The 26,386-nt window shown below is 71.5% G+C and carries 20 protein-coding genes and 1 pseudogene; 7 read left to right on the top strand and 14 right to left on the bottom strand.

Annotation, left to right across the window (positions count from 1 at the left end; genetic code table 11):
- Nucleotides 1-257: 257 nt before the first annotated feature.
- The gene (locus K7396_RS08910; RefSeq protein ID WP_086720186.1) at nucleotides 258-893 is read left to right on the top strand and encodes a TetR/AcrR family transcriptional regulator; all 636 of its coding nucleotides are present in this window, start codon (nucleotides 258-260) and stop codon (nucleotides 891-893) included.
- Nucleotides 894-940: 47 nt separating this feature from the next.
- Here K7396_RS08910 and K7396_RS08915 read toward each other — a convergent pair whose 3' ends face one another.
- The gene (locus tag K7396_RS08915; RefSeq protein ID WP_086720187.1) at nucleotides 941-1,969 is read right to left on the bottom strand and encodes an MDR family NADP-dependent oxidoreductase; all 1,029 of its coding nucleotides are present in this window, start codon (nucleotides 1,967-1,969) and stop codon (nucleotides 941-943) included.
- A gap of 226 nt (nucleotides 1,970-2,195) precedes the next feature.
- On the opposite strand from K7396_RS08915, the gene K7396_RS08920 reads away from it, so the two are divergent.
- Together K7396_RS08920 and K7396_RS08925 are read left to right on the top strand one after the other, a co-directional pair.
- The gene (locus K7396_RS08920; RefSeq protein ID WP_223659799.1) at nucleotides 2,196-2,792 is read left to right on the top strand and encodes a ScbR family autoregulator-binding transcription factor; all 597 of its coding nucleotides are present in this window, start codon (nucleotides 2,196-2,198) and stop codon (nucleotides 2,790-2,792) included.
- A gap of 139 nt (nucleotides 2,793-2,931) precedes the next feature.
- Nucleotides 2,932-3,906: a ScbA/BarX family gamma-butyrolactone biosynthesis protein gene (locus tag K7396_RS08925; protein WP_086720189.1), complete on the top strand. Its 975-nt coding sequence runs from the start codon at nucleotides 2,932-2,934 to the stop codon at nucleotides 3,904-3,906.
- Nucleotides 3,907-4,122: 216 nt separating this feature from the next.
- Here K7396_RS08925 and K7396_RS08930 read toward each other — a convergent pair whose 3' ends face one another.
- Nucleotides 4,123-6,468, bottom strand: coding sequence for an oxidoreductase (locus tag K7396_RS08930; protein ID WP_152104279.1), 2,346 nt, complete (start codon nucleotides 6,466-6,468; stop codon nucleotides 4,123-4,125).
- Between the two features lie 2 nt (nucleotides 6,469-6,470).
- Nucleotides 6,471-7,298 carry an enoyl-CoA hydratase family protein gene (locus tag K7396_RS08935; RefSeq protein ID WP_086716515.1) on the bottom strand — a complete coding sequence of 276 codons (828 nt, stop codon included), beginning with the start codon at nucleotides 7,296-7,298 and terminating at the stop codon, nucleotides 6,471-6,473.
- 1,030 nt (nucleotides 7,299-8,328) lie between these two features.
- Between K7396_RS08935 and K7396_RS36105 the strand changes: the two are divergent.
- Nucleotides 8,329-8,445, top strand: a pseudogene (locus K7396_RS36105) (ATP-binding protein); the annotation flags it as partial.
- Between the two features lie 18 nt (nucleotides 8,446-8,463).
- On the opposite strand, the gene argF reads toward K7396_RS36105, so the two are convergent.
- From argF to K7396_RS08990, 9 genes are all read right to left on the bottom strand, one after another.
- Nucleotides 8,464-9,468: an ornithine carbamoyltransferase gene (argF, locus tag K7396_RS08950; RefSeq protein WP_086716215.1), complete on the bottom strand. Its 1,005-nt coding sequence runs from the start codon at nucleotides 9,466-9,468 to the stop codon at nucleotides 8,464-8,466.
- A gap of 267 nt (nucleotides 9,469-9,735) precedes the next feature.
- Complete coding sequence (locus tag K7396_RS08955) at nucleotides 9,736-10,971, bottom strand: arginine deiminase (RefSeq protein ID WP_086716213.1); 1,236 nt, start codon at nucleotides 10,969-10,971, stop codon at nucleotides 9,736-9,738.
- A gap of 123 nt (nucleotides 10,972-11,094) precedes the next feature.
- A complete protein-coding gene (locus K7396_RS08960) occupies nucleotides 11,095-14,160 on the bottom strand; it encodes a polynucleotide kinase-phosphatase (protein WP_223659801.1) in 3,066 nt (1,021 codons plus the stop codon).
- Nucleotides 14,157-15,743: a 3' terminal RNA ribose 2'-O-methyltransferase Hen1 gene (locus K7396_RS08965; protein ID WP_086716211.1), complete on the bottom strand. Its 1,587-nt coding sequence runs from the start codon at nucleotides 15,741-15,743 to the stop codon at nucleotides 14,157-14,159. The genes K7396_RS08960 and K7396_RS08965 overlap by 4 nt, the downstream gene beginning before the upstream one ends.
- A 216-nt stretch (nucleotides 15,744-15,959) precedes the next feature.
- Nucleotides 15,960-16,883, bottom strand: coding sequence for an LLM class F420-dependent oxidoreductase (locus tag K7396_RS08970; protein WP_086716209.1), 924 nt, complete (start codon nucleotides 16,881-16,883; stop codon nucleotides 15,960-15,962).
- A gap of 429 nt (nucleotides 16,884-17,312) precedes the next feature.
- On the bottom strand, nucleotides 17,313-17,768 hold the full coding sequence (locus K7396_RS08975) for a DUF6099 family protein (protein ID WP_086716207.1): 456 nt from the start codon (nucleotides 17,766-17,768) through the stop codon (nucleotides 17,313-17,315).
- 534 nt (nucleotides 17,769-18,302) lie between these two features.
- Nucleotides 18,303-18,662 carry a nucleotide pyrophosphohydrolase gene (locus tag K7396_RS08980; RefSeq protein ID WP_152104278.1) on the bottom strand — a complete coding sequence of 120 codons (360 nt, stop codon included), beginning with the start codon at nucleotides 18,660-18,662 and terminating at the stop codon, nucleotides 18,303-18,305.
- Nucleotides 18,659-20,128, bottom strand: a complete 1,470-nt coding sequence (locus K7396_RS08985; protein ID WP_152104277.1) for an AAA family ATPase — start codon at nucleotides 20,126-20,128, stop codon at nucleotides 18,659-18,661. Before K7396_RS08985 ends, K7396_RS08980 begins: the two co-directional genes overlap by 4 nt.
- A 58-nt stretch (nucleotides 20,129-20,186) precedes the next feature.
- Nucleotides 20,187-20,573, bottom strand: coding sequence for a cell division protein SepF (locus K7396_RS08990; protein WP_086717831.1), 387 nt, complete (start codon nucleotides 20,571-20,573; stop codon nucleotides 20,187-20,189).
- Between the two features lie 213 nt (nucleotides 20,574-20,786).
- Here K7396_RS08990 and K7396_RS08995 point away from each other — a divergent pair, with 213 nt between their 5' ends.
- The 3 genes from K7396_RS08995 to K7396_RS09005 all read left to right on the top strand — a co-directional run bounded on the left by K7396_RS08995 (nucleotide 20,787) and on the right by K7396_RS09005 (nucleotide 23,899).
- Complete coding sequence (locus K7396_RS08995) at nucleotides 20,787-21,944, top strand: magnesium and cobalt transport protein CorA (RefSeq protein WP_086717833.1); 1,158 nt, start codon at nucleotides 20,787-20,789, stop codon at nucleotides 21,942-21,944.
- 204 nt (nucleotides 21,945-22,148) lie between these two features.
- On the top strand, nucleotides 22,149-22,313 hold the full coding sequence (locus K7396_RS09000) for a hypothetical protein (RefSeq protein ID WP_086717836.1): 165 nt from the start codon (nucleotides 22,149-22,151) through the stop codon (nucleotides 22,311-22,313).
- An 89-nt stretch (nucleotides 22,314-22,402) separates the two neighbouring features.
- Entirely contained in the window at nucleotides 22,403-23,899 is a 1,497-nt protein-coding gene (locus K7396_RS09005) for an amino acid permease (protein WP_086717837.1), read from the top strand.
- 208 nt (nucleotides 23,900-24,107) lie between these two features.
- On the opposite strand, the gene K7396_RS09010 is transcribed toward K7396_RS09005, so the two are convergent.
- Both K7396_RS09010 and K7396_RS09015 read right to left on the bottom strand, forming a co-directional pair.
- Entirely contained in the window at nucleotides 24,108-25,139 is a 1,032-nt protein-coding gene (locus K7396_RS09010) for a hypothetical protein (protein WP_223659803.1), read from the bottom strand.
- 114 nt (nucleotides 25,140-25,253) lie between these two features.
- Nucleotides 25,254-26,141, bottom strand: a complete 888-nt coding sequence (locus K7396_RS09015; RefSeq protein ID WP_086717839.1) for an NmrA family NAD(P)-binding protein — start codon at nucleotides 26,139-26,141, stop codon at nucleotides 25,254-25,256.
- Nucleotides 26,142-26,386: the final 245 nt, after the last annotated feature.

The raw sequence follows: 26,386 nt of genomic DNA on the forward strand, positions 1-26,386 counted from the left end.
GGAGATTTAAAAACCGTCTGCGCTGTTTGTCAATGGACCTTTGGGCCCTCTGACGGGTCGACAACACCCTTGCCCACGGGCCAAACTGGGGGGACAGCGCTCCAGAAGCCCCCGGGGCCCTCCCGGCGGCCGGGCGCCGTCTTCGCGTCAGGGCGCGCCAGTTCCGGCCATTCCCTCGAAGCATACAGAACCGCATGGTTGGTTTTCTATGTAGACTGCAGTGAGCTCGCAGCCGTACTAGAGACGGGACGGACACCGTGCCCACCCAGCATCGCGCCATCCAGAGCCGCCAGGCACTCATCCGCTCGGCCGCAGAGACCTTCCTGGAGAAGGGGGTACCCGCAGCGGGCATGGTCGAGATCAGCCGAAGGGCCCGGCTGAGCAAAGGGGCCCTCTATTTCCACTTCACGTCCAAGGACGACCTCACGCTCGCGGTACGCGACGCCGCGCTGGCGACCCTCAAGGAGATCGAGGACGCCTTCACCCGCTCCCCGGAGCCGCTGACCACCGCCGTCCGGGACTTCACCGTCGAGCTGTTCGACCGGGTCGCGTCGGACGCCGTGCTGCGCGCCGGACTGCGGCTGCGCCCGGAGACCGCGCCGGGGCTCGGCATCTACGCCCTGGAGCAGCGCTGGTACGCCCTCTTCCTCGACAAGGCGGTGACGTGCGGGACCGGCGGACCGGCCGGGCCGCACACCCCGGACGCCGAACCGCGGCGCACGGCCCAGCTGTTGACCTCGCTCGTGGTGGGCCTGCTCCATCTGGGCGGCGAGGACCGGACGTGGTGGGACAGGGAGGCCGTCGTCGGACTCTGGGAGCTGCTGCCGGCCGCGGCCGGACAGGTCTGCGCCGTCGGCATCCCGGCGCCGACGCAGCTCCCGGCGGCGGGCTGACCGCGCCGGCGCGCGCGGCCTCCCCTCCGCTCCCTACGGGTGCGGCCTCACAACTCGACCAGTACGGCCCCGATATGACGCCCCTGCGTGAGTTCGCACAGCGCCCGCGGCGCCTGCTCGATGCCCTTCAGCAGGGCATGCGGGAAGACCAGGGAGCCCTCCCGCAGGCCCTGCCCGAACTCCTTGGTCCACTCCTGCGGCAGATCCGGGTGCGCAGGGAGGCCGAAGCCGCGCAGGGCCACCCGCCGCGTGATGACCAGCGCCGTGTCCAGCTCCACCGGGGCGCCGCTGACACCGCTCCCGCCCAGCTGGCTGGAGAGCGCGCCGACCAGCGCGAACCGCGCGTCGGGCCGGGCCAGCGCGAGCGCCGCCGTGAGCTGCTCGCCGCCCACGGTGTCCAGCAGCACGTCGACGCCGCCCGGCGCCGCCCGGCGCAGCTGGCGTTCGATCGGCCCGGCGCCGCGCACGATCGTGTCGTCGTACCCCAACTCCGCGCGCAGCCGGGCCGCCTTGCGCTCCGAGCCGGTGCTGCCGACGACCCGGCCGGCGCCCAGCCGCCGCGCCAGCTGCCCGGCCAGGCTGCCCACTCCGCCCGCCGCCCCCGTGACGAAGACGGTGTCCCCGGGCCGGATCTCGGCGGCCAGGCGCAGCGCCCCCCAGGCCGTCGCCCCCTGCGACAGATGCGCGGCGAGGCTCGGCAGCTCCTCGGGGTCCAGGCGACGCAGGCGCGACTCCTCGACGGCCGCGAACTCCCGCCAGCCATAGGGGTGATGGACCAGTTCACCGGGCGTGAAGCCGCCGTCCGGGGCCGCCACCACCTCGCCGACCGCGGAGCCCCACAGCGCCTCGCCCGCGACGAATGAGGCCATCGGCAGGCGCATTCCCGCCATCTGCGTCCGCATCGCCGCGGTCACCGCCATCACGCGGGTACGCACCAGCACCTGTCCCGGCCCCGGTTCCGGCACCGGTACCTCGGCAATGATGAAATGACCTTCCGTCAGTTCGCCGTCGCCCCGGCGGGCGAGCCGGACTTCGCGATGGAGGGCGGGTATGGCGGGGACGACGGTGGGGGGCATCGGACAGCTCCTCGCGCTCGTAGTGCTCGCCGGCACCGCACCGGTTCACGGCGCCGGGTCGTGCCGATCGGGCTCTCCACCGGGGCCCACGCACTCCAATACCGCACGGTTGGCTTCTTTATGATGCGGAAATAGACTGCGCGGCCACGTGCGGCGGGTCGCACCCAGGCACAACAACTCCAAGAGAGCATACGGAGGATGATCGGTGGTCAAGCAGGAACGCGCAGTGCGCACCCGACGCGCCGTCCTCGAAGCAGCGGCTCACGTCATCGGCACCCGCGGGTACCAGGCCGCCACGATGGCCGAGATCATCCAGCGTGCCGGGGTCACCAAGGGAGCCGTGTACTTCCATTTCACGTCCAAGGACGCGCTGGCCCGCGCGGTGATATCGGAGCAGACGGATCCGTTCGTTCCACAGGTCAGCGAGTCCCGGCTGCAGGACGCGATCGACTTCACCCACCAGGTGGCGCTGGCCCTGCGCAGCGACCCGTTGCTGCAGGCCGGCACCCGGATCGCGGTCGAGACGACGTTCAGTGAGGAACCGCTGGTGCCGTACCAGGCCTGGACCGACATCATCACCACGATGTTCACCGAGGCCCGGGACAACGGCGAGCTGCTGGCCGGTGTGGCACCGGAGCGGGCGGCCGAGTTCTTCGTCGCCGCTTACATGGGTGTGCAGTTGTTCTCGCGGGCGGCGACCAATCGCGCCGACCTCCCCGAGCGCGTCACGACCCTGTGGAAGCACACCCTCCCGGGCCTCGCGGCGCCCGGCGCGCTGGGTCATCTGGACCCGCAGGGCCGTTCCGTGAAGATCCCGGTCTGACCCTTCCCTCCCCTCTCCCGGCAGGGCCCCGGCCCGCCCAGCACCGGAAAACAAACCAGACAGTCCGTATGTTTACGCACCGCCAGCGAGGCTCGACCCGCAAGGGCCCCGGGAGCCGCATCACAGAGAGGAAGCACCTATGGCCGGCGCCACGCTCACGCCGTACTCGCGCGCTGAGCGCCCCGACCTCGGAGGCCGGTTCGCCGACACCCATCGACCGTCCGAGCTCACCACGACCGTGCCGCGGGAGTACGTCCACCGTCTCGCCCTGTCCGAGGTCTTCCTGACCAACTGGCGGCGCGGCGACGACGGCTGGGTGGTCAGCGCCCAGTGGCCGCGCGCCCACACGTTCTACGGCCCCCGCCACGGGCTGCACGACCCGGTGCTGGTGATAGAGACCATCCGGCAGGCCGGGATATTACTCAGCCATGTCGCGCACGGTGTGCCGCTCGACCACCCGATCATCTGGCAGCACGTCCGTTACGACCTCGCGCCGCAGGCGCTGCGCGTCACGGAACGGCCGGCCGAGGTCGTCCTGGAGGTCACCGACCACGACGTGATGTATCGGGGCACCCGGCTGGTCAGCATCCGCCAGGAGTTCCGGATCCTGTGCGACGGCGCCGACCTGGCCTCCGCGGCGCTCGTCTACTCCTGTCACAGCCCGGCCGTGTACCGCAGGCTGCGCGGCGACTACTGCGACGTGGTCCTCGCCAACTCCCGCAGGGTTCCGCTGCCCGGGGCCGTCGCCCCGCAACTGGTCGCCCGCGAACGCGACCACGATGTGGTGCTCTCCCCCACCGACCGCGCCGACCGCTGGCAGCTGCGGGTGGACACCTCGCACCCGGTGCTCTTCGACCACCCCGTGGATCACACGCCCGGCATGCTGATGGTCGAGGCCGCCCGCCAGGCCGCCCAGGCGACGACGCCCGGTTTCACCGTGCCGGCGTCGATGGACTGTTCCTTCGAGCGCTACGCCGAATTCGACGCGCCGTCCTGGGTGCAGGCGCGGACCTCGGGCCGTACCGACGGCGACCGCCGGCAGGTCGAGGTCACCGTCGAGCAGCACGGCAAGCCGGTGGTCATCGCCCGGCTCGCCTGCGTACCGGCCTCCTGACCGGTCTCGTCACCGGCCCCTCCCCCGCCCGCCGGCTCCCCGGCCGCCGGCCCGCCGCACCGGACCCGCACCACGGACTCCCGCACCACGGACTCCCGGACCGCCGCCTCCCCGCACGGTTCCGCCCCACCCCTGGCGGACCGCCTCGCCGTCCCGCCCCCCACCACTCGCCGGACGGCCCCGTATCGGCCCCGCCCCGCTGCCCGTGCCTCCCCCTCACCGCAGCGTGAGGCGGGGCTTCGGTGCATCGGTGCGTCCGGTCGGCGGGGTGCGGCTGCCCGCCTGATAGGGCAGCGGCCAGGGAGCGCCGGGGCCCGCGTACCCCTGATCGGCCGCGGCGTGCAGCGTCCAGTGCGGGTCGTACAGATGCGGTCGGGCCAGCGCGCACAGGTCCGCGCGCCCCGCGAGCACCAGGGAGTTGACGTCGTCCCAGGAGGAGATGGCGCCGACCGCGATGACCGGCACGCCGAGGGTGTTGCGGATGCGGTCGGCGAACGGGGTCTGGTACGAGCGGCCGAAGTCGGGGCGTTCGTCGGGGACGACCTGTCCGGTGGACACATCGATGGCATCGGCGCCGTGCTCGGCGAAGGCCCGCGCGATCGCGACCGCGTCGTCCGCGGTGGTGCCGCCCTCCGCCCAGTCGGTCGCGGAGATCCGGACCGTCATCGGGCGCCCGGCCGGCCACACGGCGCGGACCGCGTCGAAGACCTCCAGCGGGAACCGCAGCCGGGCCGTGAGGTCGCCGCCGTAGGCGTCGGTGCGGTGGTTGGTGAGCGGCGAGAGGAAGCCGGAGAGCAGGTAGCCGTGGGCGCAGTGGAGTTCGAGGAGGTCGAAGCCCGCGCGGGCAGCGGACTCGGCGGAGCGGACGAACTGCTCGCGGACGGTGTCCAGTTCGTCCCCGGTCAGCGCATGCGGGACCTGGTTGACGCCGGCGCGGTAGGGGAGTTCGGAGGGGGCCACGAGCGGCCAGTTGCCGTCCTGGAGCGGCTGGTCGATGCCCTCCCACATCAGCCGGGTCGAGCCCTTGCGGCCGGAGTGGCCGAGCTGGACGCCGATGGCCGTGCCGGGCGCGGAGGTGTGGACGAAGTCGGTAACCCGGCGCCAGGCCGTCTCGTGTTCCGGCGCGTAGAGCCCCGTACAGCCCGGGGTGATCCGGCCCTCGGGGCTGACGCACACCATCTCCGTCATCACCAGCCCGGCGCCGCCCAGCGCGCGGGCGCCGAGGTGGACGAGGTGGAAGTCGCCCGGTGTGCCGTCGCCGTCCCCGGCGGAGTACATGTCCATCGGGGAGACCACGACCCGGTTGCGCAGCGTCAGTTCCCCCAGCCGGAACGGCGTGAACATGGGGGGCGTGGCCTCCGGGGTGCCCGCCTCGTGCTCGACGGCGGCGACGAATCCGGCGTCGCGCAGCCGCAGGTTGTCGTGGGTGACGCGGCGGCTGCGGGTGAGGAGGTTGAAGGCGAACTGGTGGGGCGGCTGGTCCAGGTAGGTGCCCAGCTCCTCGAACCAGGCGAGGCTGGCGCGGGCGGCGCGCTGGGTGGAGGCGACGACCGGACGGCGCTCCTCCTCGTACGCGGCCAGGGCCGTGGCGGTGTCGGGCTGCTCCTGGAGGCAGGCCGCCAGCGCGAGGGCGTCCTCGACGGCGAGCTTGGTGCCGGAGCCGATGGAGAAGTGCGCGGTGTGCGCGGCGTCGCCGAGCAGCACCGTGTTGCCGTGCGACCAGCGGTCGTTGACGACCGTGCGGAAGGCGATCCAGCTGGAGTTGTTGGAGCGCAGCGACCGGCCGCGCAGGGCGTCGGTGAAGATCTTGGCGCACCACTCCGCCGACTCGCGCTCGTCGCAGCGGTCGAGTCCGGCGGCCCGCCAGACCTCCTCGCGCATCTCGACGATGACCGTGCTGGCCCCGAGCGTGCCCTCGTCCGTCCCGGAGACGGACGCCCCGGTGGAGCGCGCCTCGGGGTGCGGGGCGGGCGACGGACCAGCGAAGGGGTAGGCGTGGAGCTGTACGACGCCGTGCTCGGTCTCGGCGATCTCGAAGCGGAAGGCGTCGAAGGCGAAGTCGGCGGCGAGCCAGATGTAGCGGCAGCGGTGGGTGGTCAGCTGCGGGCGGAAGGCGTCGGCGTGGGCGGTGCGGGTCGCGCTGTGCACCCCGTCGGCGGCGATCACCAGGTCGTACTCGCGGGCCAGTTCGGCGGCGGGCGGGGCCTCGGTACGGAAGCGCAGGTCGACGCCGAGGTCGCGGCAGCGCCGGTGGAGCACCGCCAGCAGCCGGCGCCGCCCCAGCGCCGCGAAGCCGTGGCCGCCGGAGGTCAGGGTGCGGCCGCGGCGCACGATGTCGATGTCGTCCCAGCGGACGAACTCCGCCTGGAGGGCGCGGTAGACCTCCGGGTCGGCGTGCTCGATGCCGCCGAGGGTCTCGTCGGAGAGCACCACACCGAAACCGAAGGTGTCGTCGGGCGCGTTGCGCTCCCAGACGGTGATCTCGCGGGTGGGGTCGAGGCGCTTGAGGAGGACCGCGGCGTACAGCCCGCCCGGTCCCCCGCCGATGACGGCGACCCGCATGCTTATTTCCCCTGCCACTTGGGCGTCCGCTTCTCGGTGAAAGCGGCGTGGAACTCGGCGTAGTCCGCGCTGTTCATCAGCAGCGCCTGGGTGGCGGCGTCCATCTCGACGGCGGCGGCCAGCGGCATGTCGAGCTCCGCGGTGAGCAGCGCCTTGGTCTGGGCGTGCGCCAGCGCGGGCCCCTCGGCGAGCCGTCGGGCGAGCGCCGCGGCCGCCTCGTCGACCCGGCCCTCGTCGGCCAGTTCGCTGATCAGGCCGAGCCGTTCGGCCTCCGGCGCCCGGACGGCGTCGCCGAGCATCAGCAGCCGGGTGGCGTGGCCGAGGCCGATCACCCGCGGCAGCAGGTAGGCCGCGCCCATGTCCCCGCCGGAGAGGCCGACCTTGGTGAACAGGAAGGCGAAGCGGGCGGACGGGTCGGCGACGCGGAAGTCCGCGGCCAGCGCGAGCACCGCGCCCGCTCCGGCGGCGACCCCGTGCACCGCCGCGATCACCGGGAACGGGCACTCCCGCACGGCCCTGACGACCTGCCCGGTCATCCGGTTGAAGTCCAGGAGCTGCCCGGTGTCCATGTCCAGGGTGGCGCCGATGATCTCCTCGACGTCCCCGCCGGAGCAGAAGCCGCGCCCCTCCCCCGCGAGCACCAGGGCCCGCACCGAGCGCTCCCTGGACAGCTCCGCGAGCAGGTCACGGAGGTCGGCGTAGGCCTCGAAGGTGAGCGCATTGAGTTTGTCCGGGCGCGCCAGCGTGACGGTGACGATCCCGTCCTTCCTGGTCACGCGGATGTGCTGCCAGGTGTCGGTGCTGCGGGCTGATCCTGCGAACGGGCTCATCGGGCTGCCTGCCCCCTTTGGCCGACCGGCCGGGTGGATGGTGTTCCGGATGCCCTGCCGAAGTTATCACCGATTCATGACTGTCGTCACGAGGACGCGATAGTGGCGTGGTGGGGGGTGAGGGGTGCGGCGAGCGTGGGTCGGGGGTGGGGTCGGGAGTCGGGGGCTGGGGCTGGGACTGGGGCCGGGACTGGTCGAAGGTCCCGGCCGTCGCATGACGGAGGTCATGCGCATTCCGGCCGCATGCCCCTGATTCAGCGGGGTCGGCGCTTCCTACCGTGGACGTGTCCCGCCGGCCTCAGGAATCCGACCTGGTCTTCTGTGAACGGAACGCACAGGCATGCTGGAACCGCCCGCCACCCCGACCTGGCGCATCACGCTCCCCCGCAGCTCCACCGCCGTCCCCATCGCCCGTGCGATGGTCAGGACCGCGATGCAGGACCTCCGGGCGACGGCCGACCGCACGACCGCTCAGCTGCTGACCGCCGAACTGGTCACCAACGCCCTCCGGCACACCCGCGACACCGACCCCATCGAGCTGGTGGTGGAGCTGCGCCCGGCCGGCTGCCGCATCGAGGTCCACGACGGCGATTCCTACCTCGTCCGGGGACTCGGCAGCCCGCCTTCCCCGGAGGGCGGCGCGGGGGATGGCCATGGCTACGGGGACGACGCGGCGGATGGTCGCGGTTCGGAGGGCGGAGCGGCAGGCGGTCGCTCCACCGGCGACGGCCGCCTTCCGACACAGCGCGGGGAGGACGGCGGGCAGGCCGGGGACGGTGACGGGGTGGAGGTCGCCGGGCGGGAGGACGCCGGGCGGGAGGACGCGCGCGACGGAGACGGTCACGGACACAGTGACGGTGACTATGACGGTGACGGTGACGGTGACGGTGACGGCAGGGAGGATGCCGGGCGCGACGGGACGGGCGTCGGCGGCGGGGACGTGGACGACGACGCGGATGCCGATGCCGACGCCGATGCCGACGCCGACGGACCCCCCGGCACGTCGCGCATCGACAGCACCACGCCGAGCTGCCGCGGCCTGCTGCTGGTCCGGTCGCTCAGTCGTGCCTCCGGCTGCCGCCCCACGCCGCGCGGCAAGGCCGTCTGGTTCACCCTGCCCGAGCGGCAGCGCTCGCGCCGCCGCTGAGGCCGAGGTCCGGGGGCCCTACCGGGCGAGCGTCGCGACCAGCACCGCCTTGATCGTGTGCATCCGGTTCTCCGCCTCGTCGAAGACGACGGAGTGCGCGGACTCGAAGACCTCGTCGGTGACCTCCAGCGACGACAGTCCGTGCCGGGCGTGGATCTCCCGGCCGACCGCGGTGCCGAGGTCGTGGTACGCGGGCAGGCAGTGCAGGAACTTCACCTCCGGCTTGCCGGTCGCGCGCAGCACGTCCATCGTGACCGCGTACGGGGCGAGCAGCGCGATCCGCTCGTCCCACACCTCCTTGGGCTCGCCCATGGAGACCCAGACATCGGTCGTCACGAAGTCCGCGCCGCGCACGCCCTCGGCGACGTCCTCGGTGAGGGTGATACGGGCGCCACTGCTCTCGGCGAGCGTCGTCGCCTGCGCGACCACCGTCTCCTCGGGCCAGAGCTGCCGGGGCGCGACGATCCGTACGTCCATGCCGAGCAGGGCGCCGGTGACGAGGTAGGAGTTGCCCATGTTGTTGCGGGCGTCGCCGAGGTAGGCGAAGGCGGTCTCGGTCAGCGGGCGGCCCCCGCCGTGCTCGACCATGGTCAGCACGTCCGCGAGCATCTGGGTCGGGTGCCAGTCGTCGGTCAGCCCGTTGAAGACGGGCACTCCGGCGTGGGCCGCCAGCTCCTCCACGTCGGACTGCCGGCTCCCGCGGAACTCGATACCGTCGAACATCCGGCCGAGGACCCGAGCGGTGTCCTTCACCGACTCCTTGTGCCCGATCTGCGAGCCGGACGGGTCCAGGTACGTGGTCGAGGCACCCTGGTCCGCGGCCGCGACCTCGAAGGAGCAGCGGGTCCGGGTCGAGGTCTTCTCGAAGATCAGGGCGATGTTCCTGCCCCGGAGACGGGGAACCTCGGTGCCGGCGCGCTTGGCCGCTTTGAGCTCGGCCGCCAGGTCGATCAGTCGGCGGAATTCCTCGGCGCTGAAGTCCAGCTCCTTGAGGAAGTGGCGGCCCGTGAGGTCTATCGCCATGGGGTGGGCTCCTGAGGTTCGCGGCAGTCGGGACGGACTCGGACTCCGGAAGTGTATACGCACTCCCGTATCTCTATACGGAGCCACCGGTCCCGCACGGTCCGGTACCTCCCCGGAACGGAACCAGGCCGGCGGACCGGCGCGCCCCTGCTCGGAACCGGGTCCCGGCCCCCGTAAACGGAACCAGGCCCCGCTTCCACGGACGGAACCGGGTCCCGTCCCGGGAAGGGTTACCCCGTCACGCCCCGGACGGATCCGGGCTCACGCTCAGGCTGCCCCGGGTACCGCGTCCCTCGCCACCGGGCAGCTCATACAGCGCGGCCCGCCGCGCCCGCGTCCCAGCTCACTCCCCGGAATGGTGATCACCTCGATGCCGCGTTTGCGGAGGAAGGTGTTCGTGGTGACGTTGCGCTCGTACGCCACCACCACGCCCGGCTCCACCGCCAGCACGTTGCAGCCGTCGTCCCACTGCTCACGCTCGGCCGAGTGCACGTCCTGGGTCGCGGTCAGCACCCGGATGTCGGACAGGCCCAGCGCGGCCGCTATGGCGCGGTGCATATGCTCCGGCGGATGATCGGTGACCTTCAGGTCCTGGTCGCCCGAGCCCGGCTCGATGGTGTACGAGCGGAGCATCCCCAGCCCCTCGTACTGGGTGAAGGTATCGCCGTCGATCATGGTCATGACGGTATCGAGATGCATGAAGGCCCGGCGCTTGGGCATGTCGAGCGCCACGATCGTGCGTGCGGAACCCGCCGCGAACAGCCCCCGCGCCAGCAGCTCCACGGCCTGCGGCGTGGTGCGTTCGCTCATCCCGATCAGCACCGCGCCACTGCCCATCACCAGGACGTCGCCGCCCTCGATGGTCGAGGGGAAGTCCGCCTGCCCCTCGGACCAGACGTGGAAGTCCTGGTCGCGGAAGAGCGGGTGGTGGCGGTAGATCGCCTCGTAGTGCACGGTCTCACGCTGCCGGGCGGGCCAGCGCATCGAGTTGATCGAGACGCCGTCGTAGATCCAGGCGGAGGTGTCACGGGTGAAGAGGTGGTTGGGCAGCGGGCCCAGCAGGAAGTCGTCGAGATCCATCACATGGAAGCGGACCGAGGTCGGTTCGGCATGCCGCTCCAGGAACTCACGCTTGGTCATGCCGCCGACCAGCGCTTCCACCAGCTCCGGCACCGGCAGTTCGTCGAAGGCCGACCGCAGGTGATCGGTGGCCAGCGGCCCGTATTCCTTCTCGTCGAAGACCCGGTCGAGGATCAGCGTCCGCGCTGCGGGGATCTGCAGGCTCTCGGCCAGCAGGTCCCCGAAGAGGTGCACCTCCACCCCCCGGTCGCGCAGCACGTCCGCGAACCCGTCGTGCTCGGCCCGCGCCCGGCGCACCCACAGCACGTCGTCGAAGAGCAAGGCGTCCTTGTTCGAGGGCGTGAGCCGCTTCAGCTCCAGATCGGGGCGGTGCAGGATGACCCGGCGCAGCCGCCCGGCCTCGGAGTCGACTTGGAATCCCATCCACCCATCTTGGCCGCTCGGACGCCTCGACGGAGGGAGTCGGGGGATGTCGGGTCGCCCGGGGCGGCGGCGGGACGGGCCGGGGGCGCTCCTCCTCCAGGCCCGTACGCCGCTTCGGCCCGTCTACAACCGCGGGTCCACCGGCTCCGACTCCAGCGCGAGCACCGCGAAGACCGCCTCGTGCACCCGCCACAGCGGTTCGCCCTCCGCCAGCCGGTCCAGCGCCTCCAGGCCCAGTGCGTACTCGCGCAGGGCCAGCGAGCGCTTGTGGCCCAGATGCCTGCTCCGCAGGCGTGCCAGGTTCTCCGGGCGGGTGTACTCCGGCCCGTAGACGATCCGCAGGTACTCGCGGCCACGGCACTTGACGCCCGGCTGGACGAGCCGACCGTCGCCCTGGCGTATCAGCGCCCGGACCGGTTTGACGACCATGCCCTCGCCGCCGTCGGCGGTCAGCTCCAGCCACCAGGCGGTGCCCGCCGCGACCGACGACGGGTCCTCGGTGTCGACGATGATCCGCCGCGTCGTGGCGAGCAGGCCGGGCCGGTCCGGGCCGCCGCCGGCCCCCGCGCCGCCCCGGGCCGTCACCGCGCCCTCCGCCGCGACGAGCCGGTCGATCAGGGCCAGCTGGTCGGTGTGCGCCAGCCCGGCGAGGCTGCGGCCCTGCACCGCGAGAATCTGGAACGGCGCGAGCCGGACGCCTTCCAGGTCAGCGAGGCCGTCCGCCGCGGCGTGCCGGGCGTCCGCGGGATGCGGGGTGTCCGCCGCGTGCGGAGCATCTGCCGCGTACGGAGCATCTGCCGCGTGCGGGTCATCCGCCGTGCGCGATGCATCCGCCGCCCCCACGCGCCAGCAGTAGCGCCGGTACGCCTCCGTGAAGGCGGCGGCGTCCGCGGCCCGGTCCCGCTGCCGGGCGAGCAGCGGCGACACCTCGACCCCACGGGCGGCCGTCGCCTCCAGCGCACCGAGCACACCCGGGAACGCCGCACCGGCCGCCGCGCCCACGGCCGCGTACTGCCGGCGCAGCAGCCCCGTCGCCTTCAGCGACCACGGCATCAACTCGGCGTCCAACAGCAGCCAGCCGGTGTCCAGCTCGGCCCACAGACCGGCCTCCTCCGCGCAGTCCCGCACCCGCCGCAGGATGCGCTCGGTCGTCCCCGGGTCGTCGAAGAACGGCCGGCCGGTGCGGGTGTACAGGGCGCCCGAAGCCCCCTTCGGCACCCCGAAGGGGGTGCCTGCCGTGCCGTGCGTGCGAGGGCAGAGCTCCTCGGCCACCCTCTCGTCACGGCACACCAGGACCACGGCACGCGACCCCATGTGCTTCTCCTCGCACACCACTTCCCGTACGCCGTCCGCCCGGTACCCGGCGAACGCCTCCGCCGGGTGCTCCAGGTAGCCGTCCTCCGCCGAGGTCGCGCACGGCGCCATCGTCGGCGGAAGGTACGGCAGCAGCCGCGGGTCGATCGCGAAGCGGCTCATCACCTCCAGCGCGGCCGCGGCGTTCTCCTCCTTGACCGCGAGCCGGCCCATGTACCGGGTCTCCACGACCCGCCGCCCGGCCACATCGTCCAGATCGAGCGGACGGCCGTCCGCCCCGCCGGGCGCCTCCGCGGCGAGCGGCCGCGCGGGCTCGTACCAGACCTGCTCCGCCGCCACGTCCACCAGCTCGCGTTCCGGCCAGCGCAGCGCTGTCATCGCTCCGCCGAAGACGCAGCCGGTGTCCAGGCAAAGGGTGTTGTTGAGCCAGTTGGCGCGCGGGGTGGGGGTGTGGCCGTAGACGACGGCGGCGCGGCCGCGGTAGTCCTCGGCCCACGGGTAGCGCACCGGCAGGCCGAACTCGTCGGTCTCGCCGGTCGTGTCGCCGTACAGTGCGAAGGACCGCACCCGGCCGGACGTCCGGCCGTGGTACTTCTCCGGCAGGCCGGCGTGGCAGACCACGAGTCCGCCGCCGTCCAGGACGTAGTGGCTGACCAGGCCGTGGACGAACGCCCCGGCCTCCGCGCGGAAGGCGGCGTCCTCCTTCTCCAGCTGCTCGATGGTCTCGGCGAGCCCGTGGGTGTGCTGGACCTTGCGGCCCTTGAGGTAGCGGCCGAGCTTGTTCTCGTGGTTGCCCGCCACGCACAGCGCATGTCCGGCTCCGACCATGCCCATCACCAGCCGCAGCACTCCGGGGCTGTCCGGCCCGCGGTCCACCAGGTCGCCGACGAAGACCGCGGTACGGCCCTCGGGGTGCGCCGCGTCCACCGGCCGGCCCAGCGCGTCGCGCACCAGCGCATAGCCCAGCCTGCCGAGCAGGGTCTCCAGCTCGGCACGGCAGCCGTGGATGTCGCCGATGATGTCGAACGGGCCGGTGAGATGCCGCAGATCGTTGAACCGCCGCTCCCTGACGACCTCGGCCGACTCCACCTCCGCCACGCCGTGCAGGAGGTGCACCTTGCGGAAGCCCTCCCGCTCCAAGTGCCGCAGGGAACGGCGCAGTTCGCGCTGGTGGCGCTGGATGACCCGGCGGGGCAGCCCGGCTCGGTCGGCGCGCCCCGCGTTACGGGCGGCGCAGACCTGCTCGGGCACGTCCAGGACGATCGCCACGGGCAGCACGTCATGCTCCCGGGCCAGCCGCACCAGCTGGGCACGCGCCTCGGCCTGCACATTGGTCGCGTCCACGACCGTCAGCCGCCCGGCGGCCAGCCGCTTGGCCGCGATGAAGTGCAGCACCGAGAACGCGTCGCCGCTGGCACTCTGGTCGTTCTCGTCATCGCTGACCAGCCCCCGGCAGACGTCGGAGGAAAGCACCTCGGTCGGCCGGAAGTGCCGAGCGGCAAAGGTGGACTTGCCGGACCCGGTGGCCCCGATCAGCACCACCAGCGAGAGGTCGGGCACGGCGAGAGCCCGCCGCTCCGACTCGGTCTGGGACTGCGACTCGGGCCGGGACTGCGGCTGGGGCTGCGGCTCGGGCCGGAGCTGCGGCTCGGGCCGGAGCTGCGGCTCGGGCCGGAGCTGCGGCTCGGGCCGGAGCTGCGGCTCAGGCTCCGGCCGGGGCTGCGGCTCGGGGGCACGCTCCTGCGGAGTGCTGCCCTCCGGCCGGCCTTCGTGCCCCTGCCGGCTCTCGCTCCCCTTCGGGTTTTCGCTCCCCTCGGGGCTTTCGTCCCCATGCCTGCTCTCGTCCCCGTACCCGGTACGGCTCTCATCCGTCATGCCGCGACCTCCTTCCCGGCCGTCGCATCGCCGCCGCCCGCACGGCGATGGTTGTCCTCACCCTCACCACTGCCTTCACTCTGCCTGCCGCCTTCACTGTGCCTACCGCCTGCACGATGGCTGCGGCCTTCGCCCTGGCCCCCGCCCCTCTCCGCCATACGGAAGTGCGCCAGCTGGGTGGGCGGGCCGACCTCGGGATCGTCCGGGCCCACCCGGGCGAAGGTCACCTCGTAACCGTGTCGCCCGGCGACCTCCCGCGCCCAGTGCCGGAACTCCTCCCGCGTCCACTCGAAGCGGTGATCCGCATGCCGTACCTGGCCGGCGGGCAGCGACTCCCAGCGCACGTTGTACTCGACGTTCGGCGTCGTCACCACGACGGTCCGCGGCCTGGCCGACCCGAACACCGCGTACTCCAGCGCCGGCAGCCTCGGCGGATCGACATGCTCGACGACCTCACTCAGCACCGCCGCGTCATACCCCTTCAGCCTGCTGTCGGTGTACACCAGCGACCCCTGCATCAGGCGCACGCGCTCCGACTGCCGCTCGGGCATACGGTCCAGCCGCAGCCGGCGTCGCGCCTCGTGCAGCGCGCGCATCGACACATCCACCCCGACGACCTCGGTGAACCGCGCTTCCTTCAGCAGCGCACCGACCAGCTGGCCCTGCCCGCAGCCCAGGTCGAGCACCCGCGCCGCCCCGGCCGAACGCAGCACGCCGAGGATCGCCTCCCTCCGCTGGACGGCGAGCGGCACCGGCTTCTCGTCGGTGTCCGCCTCCTCGTCCACCGCGTTGTCGAGTTCCTCGGCGGCCGCGTCGTCCGACTCGGCCAGCCGCTCCAGCTCCAGCCGCTCCATGGCCCGGCGCGCGAGCGACCAGCGCCGCGCGAGGTAGCGGCCGACGATCACCCGCTGCTCCGGGTGGTCCTCCAGCCAGCCCTCGCCGGCCCGCAGCAGCTTGTCGACCTCGTCCGGGGCGACCCAGTAGTGCTTGGCGTCGTCCAGTACCGGCAACAGCACATACAGATGCCGCAGTGCCTCGGCGAGACGGCACTCCCCTTCCAGGACGAGCCGTACGTAGCGCGAGTCCCCCCACTCCGGGAACGTCCCGTCCAGCGGCAACGGCTCGGCGAGCACCGTCCAGCCCAGCGGTTCGAACAGCTTGCGCACCAGCACCGCGCCGCCCCGCGCCGGCAGCACCGGTACCTCGATCCGCAGCGGCATCGTCCGGGCCGCCAGTTCGGGCCGGGCCGTGCACTGTCTCATCGCGCTGGCGAACACGCTCCTCAACGCCACCGCCAGCAGCGACGAAGCCGCATACGGCCGGTCGTTCACGTACTGCCCCAGCGCCGAATCCGGAGCGCCGCCCCGCCCCTTGCCCCGGCCCCGGCGCACCAGGGCGATGGGATCGACCTCCAACAGCAGCGCGGCCGTGCACCGCTGAGCGTCGGCCTCGGGATAGAAGATGTGCGCGGTGCCGTGCGACGTCGAGAACTGCTGCACCTTGTCAGGGTGCTTGTGCAACAGGAACCCGAGGTCGGTCGCGGGACGGTCGGCGCTGCCGGTGGTGGCTATCGTCAGGAACACCCGTCCGAGTATTGCCGTGGTACGCCCCGATCCCCACCGGATTTCCCGCAGCACCGCCCGCCATCGGGTCGGACATCAGCTCATCTCATCTCAGCTCACCGCATCCCTCCCCGCTCGGCTCAGCTCGTCTCTGCTCACGCTGCTCCTCTCTGCTCACCTCTGCTCCTCTCTGCCCCTTCTCCGACTCGGCTCTGCCCCTCTCCGACGCAGCTCAGCTCAACTCAGCTGCGACTGCACCTGCGCGGAGATCAGCTCAAGGTGATCGAGATCGTCCAGGTCCAGCATCTGCAGATAGACACGGGACGCACCGATGGCGGCGTAGCGCCCGATCTTGTCGACGACCTCGGCGGGTGAGCCGGCAAGGCCGTTGGCCTTCAGCTCGTCCACGTTCCGCCCTATGGCCGCGGCCCGTCGCGCCACCTCGGCATCGTCCCTGCCGACGCAGGCGACGAGTGCGTTGGAGTACACCAGCTCATCGCCCTTGCGCCCGGCGGCTTCAGCGGCCGCCCGCACCCGCCCGAACTGGCGCTCGCTGTCTTCGAGCGAGGCAAAGGGGATGTTGAACTCGTCGGCGTACTGCGCCGCCAGCCGCGGTGTACGCGTCGCACCATGGCCGCCGACCAGTACCGGCACCTTTGCCTGAGCGGGCTTGGGCAGCGCGGGCGAATTCTCCAGGCGGTAGTGGGTCCCGTCGTAGCTGAACTCCTGTCCTGTCTCGGTGGCCCACAGGCCGGTGACGATCGCCAACTGCTCCTCGAGCCGTGCGAACTTCTCTTTGGGGAACGGAATGCCGTAGGCCCTGTGCTCCTCCTCGAACCAGCCGGCCCCGAGGCCGAGTTCGACGCGGCCGCCGGACATCTGGTCGACCTGAGCCACCTGGACGGCCAGCACACCCGGCAGCCGGAAGGTGCCTGCCGTCATGAGCGTCCCGAGGCGGATGCGCCGGGTCTCGCGCGCCAGGCCCGCCAGGGTGATCCAGGCGTCGGTCGGTCCGGGCAGCCCGTCGACATTGCCCATCCGCAGATAGTGGTCAGATCGGAAGAACGCGTCGAAGCCGAGATCCTCGGTGGCTTTGGCGACTTTCAGCAGCGTGTCGTAGGAAGCCCCTTGCTGGGGCTCGGTGAAGATGCGTAGCTCCATACCTCCATCCTGCGCTCCGAGCGGCGAACCAACCGTCGGAGGCGTGTCGAGCACCGGGTCGGGTCAAGCCGGAACAGATCTGCTCAGGTCAGGGCAGATCGGGTAGACCAGGCCAGCGAGGACGGTATGGCCTGGTCAGGCGGGGTCGCTCCGTGCCTGCGCGGGCCACGACGGCACGGAGGGGGGAGAAGCGACGGCGAAGTCGATGGGACGACGGGCGACGAGACGGGCGTGGGCGCGCGTCGAGGTGGCAAGTGCGGGGCCGGATGCAGGCTCCGGGGCCGGGTGCAGGTCCGGGGCCAGATGCGGGTGCCATGGCGGGGATGCGTGCGTCGGGCGTCAGTCGCCAGCCTTCCCCAACCCTCGGTCGGTGGGCACCGCTCGGGGCGTACGGACCGCGCGAACGCGGAGGGTTCCGCGCTGGTCACTTCAGGCAGGGTTCCGGTCGCGCACCTCCAGCTTCTCCAGTATCCCGGCCACCCGGTCCCTCGCCTCGTCGACCGTGTCCATGGCCTCGACGCAGGTCCAGTACATCCCCTCCTCGTCGGCGAGCAGCACCACGCTCACCAGCGCCTCACACACTTCCCTCAGCAGTCGGCACAGGCCGGTTAAAGCCTCCTTGACGTCGCGCACCTCGGACAGCTGAGCCGCCCGCAGCCCGCCGGTGACCGATGCCGGGCACAGCAGTCCCCCGCTGAACCGCCCGCCCGCGTCGCCCAGCCCTCGCGCCCTGGACCGCACTTCGTACGGCCCGAATATCGCGAGATGGCTGCCGATCGCCTCCGCCAAGGCCTGCGCCTGCCACGCCTCGGCGATCACTCCCTGCACCGTGTTCGCCTCGGCAAGACCGCGCCGGCTTGCCGCGATGATCCGCACCGCGTCCATCCGCCCCCTCCTCCCCTCGCCATTCGCATGCATCCTGCACTCTTTCCACTACCCAGAGTGAGGGTGAACACCCAAAAAAAGCCAGAGGAATTCGCAAATCTGTGGACAACCAAGGCGATGTGGAAAGATCCATGACTCCGAAGAGTGACGACGTACGACGCCGGTCGCGCTCCCACCACTTGCGCCCCACCGCACCCGCCTTTCACACGCCCTGCATATGTCACGCGAAACACCCGATGGGAGAACCGCGGGAGACCTCACCGACGGAAAAGACGCCGGATGGCGGGCCGGGAAGCAGATCGCGAAGGCGGGCCGGGAACCGGACCATGAAGGCGGCCCGGGAGAGGCGGCGGAACGATGGGACAACGGACGGACATCCCGGAAGCTCCCAGCCCGGAAGCCCCCGAGGGGAGACAGCCGCCACACGACGACGAAACGGAGGCCAACGCCCCCGCCCCGCCAATCCCCGCCAACCCCCGCCGGCCGCGCCCTCGCGCCTCCGCCCCTTCAGCCCGGCCCCCACTCGCCCACCCGCTACTCCTCCCCCTCCCGCGGGCGGTCCGGGCGGGCCGAGCGGACCGCCGGGAAGCGCGACTCATTGCGCTCGATCTTCGCGGCGAGCGCCGCCAGCGCGTCGATCCCCAGCGCCTCGCAGAACTGCAGCAGATACGCCAGCACGTCCGCGACCTCGTCCTCGACCCGGCCGGCCTTCCGCGGATCCGACATCACCTTCGCCGACTCGTCCGGCGTCAACCACTGGAAGATCTCGACGAGTTCGGCCGCCTCCACGCTCAGCGCCGCGGCCAGGTTCTTGGGCGTGTGGTACTGCTGCCAGTCCCGCGCCGCCGCGAACTCGGCCAGGCGTCGCTGCAGCGCATGAAGATCCTCACTCATGCCTCCAGGTGTAGCACCTGTACGCCGGGCAGCCCGTCGGCGACCGAGGGGTCCCGTACCGTCCCCAGCAGCCGCACATGCCCGCGCTCGGTCATCCGCACGGCCAGCGACACCAGCTCACGCGCCTGCCGGTGGTCCAGGCAGCGGTCCATGCCGTCCGCCATCACCGTCATCTGCTGATGGGCCGACGGGACCTCCCCGACCGGGTCCATGGCCAGCACGTCCGGCCCGGTGAGCAGCACCAGCGCCAGTGCGAGGAACCGCAGCTCACCGTCGCCGAGCTGCTCGACGGGCAGCTCGCCCAGTTCGCCCCGGTCGAGGACGGCGCGCACACCTGCCGCGCCACCGGCCCCGGGCACGCCGCGCGTCCCCTCCGCCCCAGCGCGCCCCACCGGCGCAGACGTATCGGTGGCCCCGTCTCCCGCCCCGCCCGACTGCCGCAGGACCGCACGCAGCCCCTCGACGGGACCGGCGCACGCCTCCCGTACCGCCGCGACCAGCACGGCATGCCGCCGCGCGCACTCCCGGCTCGTACGGTGCAGCACCGTGGGCAGGTTGTCGCAGGCGGACCGCAGCCGCCCCTCGTCGCGCGACTCCCCCGCCTCGCGAACCCAGCCGCCCGCCTCACCACCGCCCGTCCTGCGGCCCCGCGCGCCCCAGGCCACGCCGGCCCCCGCGGCCACGCCCGCCCCGCCGGAGCCCCGCGACGCTCCGGAGCCACTCGCCGATTTCCCGCGCCCGGCCCCTGGTCCGCCGCCACGGCCGCCTCCGCGTGCCCCGGCGGCACGCCCCGCGCCGCTCCCGCCGTCACCGGCCGCGCCCGTGCCGCGCACCCCCACGCCCCGCATGACCTCCGGCCGCGGATCGCACACGAACGCCGACCGCAGGGCGACCACCACCTGTTCCGCCGCGGCCAGCACCAGCCGCTGCCCCGCCGTCTTGCCCGCGACCCGCAACGGCAGCAGCGAGGTGCCGAGCCGGTCGTCGGGCAGCGGGGCGCGGGTCACGGGGGACGTGCCGGCGGTGTGCCAGGCAGCCTGGACCGCGGGCCGGGTGGGGTCGGTGAGGGCGGTGGTCAGCAGCGTCTCGCCGCAACCGGTCAACCGCTCCCCGACGATACGGAGTTCGGGCTCGGCCTGGACGGCGAGATCGAGGCCGACGGGGCCGACCGGGCCGTCGACCGTGCAGCCGATGCGGAATCCGCGCCGCCCCTGTTCATCGGGGCGCGCCCCGGCCGGCACACAGGCCGCCGGGCTGCCCGCCACCTCCCCCACCGCCCGCGCCAGCGACTCCCCGCTGCCCAGCCGGGCCAGGATCTCGTACGCCTGCAGCGCACTGGACTTGCCGCTTCCGCTTCCGCCGCTCAGCAGGGTCAGCGGGCCGAGCGGCAGGGTGACGCCGCGATGGGACTTGAAGGCGGACAGCCGTAACTCGGTGACCGCCGGCCGCACACTGTCGGAATTCATGCAGGGACGCTATGCAGCGCCCCGGGCGGAGAACCGTTACGCCCAACAGCTCTTCCTACTAACGGGGGACAGTTCCTGCCGCCTCCTCCGCGACCTCGAAGCCCAGGGGCGCCAACAGGAACACGTTGGTGTCGACGCGGTGCATGCCGCTGCCGAGCCCGAAGACGACTCCGCTGGAGAAGTCCAGGATGCGCTTGGCGACATCGCCGTCGGCGCTGCTGAGGTCCAGCAGGACCGGGATCTGCGCCATCAGGTATTCGGCGACCTCGCGGGCGTCCGCGAAGGTCTGGACGCGGATGACGATGAACCGCCGCGCCTCCTGTGCCGGCTCCTCCTCCGGGAGGGCACGGTGGTCGGGCCAGGAAGGCCATTCACTGCTCCCACGGAGCGGGACGACCTCGGCCAGCCCTTCCCACTGCTCGTCGGTGGCATCGGGGCCGTTCACCGAATCACCTCACCCGGGAGAGCGCTGGCTGTCTGCGGTATCTGCATCGCACAATTCTAGGGATAAACATACAAACCTCGGCGGACGTGACACACGCCGCGCCCCGTTCCATCCTGCACCATGCCCGCTGGCCTGTTCCGACATCCGCGGCAGATATCCTCCGTCGAGATTCTGTGTGCCTGTTCATCCCCAGTGACGGAGGTGGGTGCTGTCGTGGGCTCTGAGCCTCCCGGCCGGCGGCCGCGCGGTCTGCGCGGCCTGCGCAAGCCCGCCAAGAAGCGGCCCGCCGGGCCGACGCCCGCCGAGACCCCGGACGAGGCCGAAGCGGCGGAGCGGCCGGCCGAGACCGCCAGCAGCGTCATCAACGCGGTCCTCTACCGCGACGGACGCCGGGTCAGCACCCATGACACGCTCGCCGAAGCGTTCCGGCAGCAGCGCGCCACCTCCGGCACCCTCGCCTGGATCGGCCTGCACCGCCCCAGCCGCGACGAACTCCTCACCCTGGCCTCGGAGTTCGACCTCCACCCGCTCTCCGTCGAGGACGCCCTGGAGGCCCATCAGCGCCCCAAGCTGGAGCGTTACGGAGGCACCCTCTTCGTCGTCCTGCGCGCCGCGCGCTACCTCGACGACCCCGAGGAGGTCGACTTCGGGGAGCTGCACGTCTTCGTCGGCCGCGACTTCGTGCTCACCGTGCGACACGGCGGCGCCCCCGACCTGTCGGCCGTACGCGCCCGCATGGAGGACGCTCCCGAGCTCCTCAAACGCGGCCCCGAGGCCGTTCTCTACGCCATCCTCGACGCCGTCGTCGACGGCTACGCGCCCGTCGTCGCCGGGGTCCAGAACGACATCGACGAGATCGAGACCGAGGTCTTCGGCGGCGACCCCCGGGTCTCCCGGCGCATCTACGAGCTCTCCCGCGAAGTGGTGGAGTTCCAGCGCGCCACCCGCCCGCTGAACGGCATGCTGGAGAGCCTGACCGCGGGCTTCGAGAAGTACGCCATCGACGAGGAGCTGCGCCGCTATCTGCGCGATGTGGCCGACCACGCGCTGCACACCACCGACCGCGTGGACGGCTTCCGGCAGGCCCTGCAGGACATCCTCGCCGTCAACGCGACCCTGGTGAACCAGCAGCAGAACGCCGAGATGCGGGCCCTGGCCGAGGCCGGCTTCGAGCAGAACGAGGAGATCAAGAAGATCTCCTCCTGGGCGGCGATCCTCTTCGCCCCGACCCTGGTCGGCACCATCTACGGCATGAACTTCGATCACATGCCGGAGCTGCACTGGGTGTTCGGGTACCCCTTCGCGATCGTGCTGATGGCTATCGTCTGCACCAGCCTGTACGTCATCTTCAAACGGCGGGACTGGCTCTGAGCATCGGCGCGCGAGCGGGAGAAGCTGCTCTCGCTCCGCAACGACCTGGGCCTGATCACCGAGGGCCGGGACCCCAAGGCCAAGCCGCAGGTGGGCGACTTCCCGCAGGCGTTCGGCCATGTTGCCCCGGTTGACGCTGCGCTCCGGCTCGAAGCCCTTTCGCCGGAGCCGGCGGTGACATGACTGCCAGGAGGGCACCGCACCGTGGCACTTCACCTTTCCCGGGTCGTTGATTTGACCGTGATCGTGTGTCTGCTCGTCCGCAAGGGCGGGCTCGATATCGGCCACGCCGTGGCAGCCGTCTTGCTGGGCTTCTATCTTCAAGGCACTTCGCTCGCTCCCAGCATCAGCCAGTTCACCAGGTCGTGATCACGGCGGTCAGCCGCCTCCGCCTCCAGGCCGACCGCCCCGGACGTATTGCGTCGGCCGTCACTCAGCGTCCACCTTTGCGAGGACTCATGACTGCTCGTGTCCGTTCCGACGATGCCTACCTGCGTGAACTCGGCTACGAACCGGTTCTGACGCGCCGGATGGGGGCCTTCGGCAACTTCGCCATCAGCTTCTCCGTGATCTCCGTGCTGTCCGGGTGCATGACCCTGTACGGCTTCGGCCTGACCACCGGCGGCCCGGCCGTCATGATGTGGGGCTGGCTCGCGGTCGGCGTCATGGTGATGTCCGTCGGTGCCGGTCTCGCGGAAGTGACCTCCGCCTACCCGACATCCGGCGCGCTGTACTTCCAGGCCGAGCAGCTCGGCGGCCGCACATACGGCTGGTACACCGGCTGGCTCAACCTCCTCGGCCTGCTGGGCGCCATCGCCGGCATCGACTACGGGGCCGCGCTGTTCACCGGCGCCTTCTTGAACCTCCAGTTCGGCTTCGAGCCGACCGAGGGCAAGACCATGGTGATCTACCTGGTCATCCTCGCCCTGCACGCCGGGCTGAACCTGTTCGGCGTGCGCCTGGTCAGCATCCTCAACAGCATCAGCGTCTGGTGGCACCTCGCCGGAGTCACCGTGATCGTCGGCGCCCTGGCCCTCGTACCGGCGCACCACCAGTCCCCGGGCTTCGTCTTCGGCGAGTTCGTCAACCGCACCGGCTGGTCGTCGTCGCCGTACGTCGTGCTGGTCGGCCTGCTACTGGCCCAGTACACCTTCAGCGGCTACGACGCCTCCGCGCACCTGTCGGAGGAGACCACCAACGCCCAGGTGTCCGCGTCCCGCGGCATCATCCGGGCGATCGGCTGGTCGTGGGTGGCCGGCTTCGTCCTGCTGGCCGGGCTGACCTTCGCCATCCAGGACTACGCGGCAACGCGGGGTACGGCGACCGGGGTCCCGCCCGCGCAGATCTTCCTGGACGCGCTCGGGCCGGCCGGGGCCAAGGTGCTGCTGCTGGTGGTCATCGTCGCCCAGCTCTTCTGCGGCAACGCCGAGACGGCCGCGGCGTCCCGGATGGTGTTCGCCTTCAGCCGGGACGGCGCGCTGCCCGGGTCGGGCCTGTGGCGGCGGGTGCACTCGCGCACGGGCACCCCGCGGAACGCCGTCCGGCTGGCCGTCGGCGTGGCCGCTCTGCTCGCTGTGCCGAGCCTGTACAGCCCGACGGCGTACGCGGCGATCACCAGCATCAACGTCATCGGCATCACCCCCGCCTACGCGATCCCCATCTACCTGCGGATCAAGCACCGCAACCGTTTCGCGGCCGGGCCGTGGAACCTGGGCCGGTGGGGTGTGCCGGTCGGCTGTGTCGCCGTCGCGTGGGTGGCGTTCGTGACCGTGCTGTTCTGCCTGCCTCAGGCGGCCCCGGTAACCGTCGAGTCCTTCAACTACGCCCCGGTCGCACTGATCGCGGTGCTGTCGCTGGCCTGGCTCTGGTGGCGGGTCGCGGGAGAACGCACCTACGACGTCCCGGCCCACCACGTCGGCCGCTCCACGGACCGCTTCGACCAGGAGATCGTATGACCCCGCCCGCCCCTGCCGACTCCGGCGACCGATCCGGTTCACTGCCCACGCCCGCTGTGCGACGGGAGAGCGATCGGCCCGCCGGCCGGCTCACGCTCAACCAGCCGCGCGAGCACGTCGCCGCGGGGCGGGCCGCCATCGGCAGCGGTCGTCGTGCGCCCGCCGGCGATGGTGGCAACACCCCTCAGGCCCCAGGGGACGGGCGGCTCTAGCGTGCCGCCGGCTGGTGGAGCCAGGGCGAGCTGGTGGCCCAGAAGATGGCGTCGGCGCCGAGGGTGTTCGTGCCGAAGTCGGTGAACTCCTGCCGGGTGTACGGCTTTCCCGTCTTGGGGCTCTTGTACTGGAAATCGGGCTCCTGCACCGCCATGGCCACCATGGGGAGCTGCCCCCGGTACTTCTTGAAGAAGGGGTACGAGTTCTGCATCTGCGCCGGGCGGTCGGGGAGGATGTCCGGTCCGCCCAGGCCGATTCCGTGCGCCTTGGCGAACTCGAAGGTGCGCTTCATGTAGTTGCGGCTGTTGTTCCACTCCCCCGGCCAGAAGTTGACGTACTGGATGAACGGCGTCTTGTGGAAGACCTTCTTGCCGTAGGCCATGTTGTCGAGTTCGGCCTTGAAGTAGGCGTCGTCGCTGTATCCCGTACGGTCCTTCCCGGTGTCCACCTCGGTGGCGGTCTCCGGAAGGTTCACCCCTGCGAGGCGGCCGTCGAACTTCTGCGACATCGCCTTCAGCAGCTGCTGGAATCGGCCCCGCACCTGCGGATTCCACTGCGCCGCGACCGCACCGGGCTCACCGGGGCCGAGGCCGTTCTCGTTCTTCGTCGGTGCCGCGCCGCCCTTGTACTCCGGGTCCTGCAGCAGATAGTCAGGGAGCCTGGTCGGCGGCGCGAAGAACCGGTCCTGGACCTGGATGAACAGCTTCTTGTGGCGGTCTCGCACATACTTCAGCGCCCGGTCGATCTCCGAGAAGTCGTACTGGTCCTTCTTCCGCTCCAGCGCCTTCCACGGCACCACCAGCTGCACGCCGGCGACGTCCGGGCGATCGATCAGCGGCTTGACCTGGGCGTCGAAATCGCCGATGGAGGAGTAGAGGTAGTTCGTCGCCGTCTTCTTGCCGGACGCCGGAGCGGCGGAGGCCGTTTTGGAGGTCGTAGCGGGCGCACCGGAGGCCACCGCGGCCACGCCCGTCAGGCTCATGGCCACGAGAATTCCGGCACCGACAGCAAGGCGTTTGGTCTTCATGCCCCCACCGTGCCGCGCAGTTCTCAGAAGAATGTAAGAAGGCCGCGACCAGTCTCCTGGCTGGACCTGCGCCGCAGTCGAAAGCTCTCGGGACCCTCGCAGCCAGCCGCCGGATCACGATGACGACGTGTCGACGATCTGGTGCCGGAGATGGTCGTAGGCCCAGGCTGCGAGGGTGGTCGGGGTGGTGGTCCGCAGGGTGCGGCGCTGTTCGGGCACGAAGTTCTCGCGCAGACCGGCCGACATGCCGAGCACGGCCTCGATCGCCCCGTCGGCCATCCCGGCCCGGCGGAGTTGGGCGCGCATGGCATCGTCGGAGATCTGTTCCACGCTGATGTGCCGACCCGTGGCGGCGCTGAGGATGGTGGCGACCTGTCGCCACGTGAGGTCGGCGGCCCCGTGAACTGCTTGCACGCAGCGCCCGGACCAGGCGGGAGAGAGCAGACGGGTGGCGGCGACCTCGGCGATGTCGCGAGGTGCCACCCAGGCCATGGGCTGGTCGGGCGGAACGATCACCTGGAGGCGGCCGGCTCGCAGCGCGTCGAGTTGAAGTTCAAGATTGGTGAAGAAGTACCCGCAGCGGAGGTGGGTGACGTCGACGCCGAGGTCGTCCAAAGCCGTTTCGGTGTGGGCCAGGCCGTCGATCTCGCCGGCGCCGTGACGCTTCTCGGCGCCGACGCTGCTCTGGAAGACGACGCGGCCGATCCGGCTGTCGGTGACGGCGCGGACCAGGCTGCTGGCGGCGCGGACGTAGCCGGCGAGAGGGTCGTCGCCGGCGGAGGGCGGGTCCACCCAGAACAGGGTGTCAACGCCTTCGGTGGCGGCCACCACCGTGTCGGCGACGTACTGGTCGACCCGCACGGCATCCACTTCGTCATGTACCTCGGGAGCCAGCCGGGCGGGATCGCGCAGCAGGACGCGCGGCCGGATCCCGGCACGGATCAGCGTGGCGACGACGTGGCGGCCGACGTTGCCCGTCGGGGTGGTGACAGCGATCTGCATGGCTTCCTCTCCTTCGATGACCCCGAATGAGAGGTTAGGAGCAGATGCGGCCTGAATCGGCGACATTCACCTGGAGTTGAGGAACGGTCCTGGGCGCGGGCGGATGCCGTTCCCAGCGTGATGACCAATGCCTCGCCATGTCACATTCCGGCCGCCCACGTGCCCGCCGATGACCGGTTCTCGCCTGGTCGGGAACGGCCACCACTGCGAAGCTCAGGGCCTCGCAGAAGGCCCATGCCGCATAA

Origin of the sequence: Streptomyces angustmyceticus (assembly GCF_019933235.1) — a bacterium.
Classification (GTDB): domain Bacteria; phylum Actinomycetota; class Actinomycetes; order Streptomycetales; family Streptomycetaceae; genus Streptomyces; species Streptomyces angustmyceticus.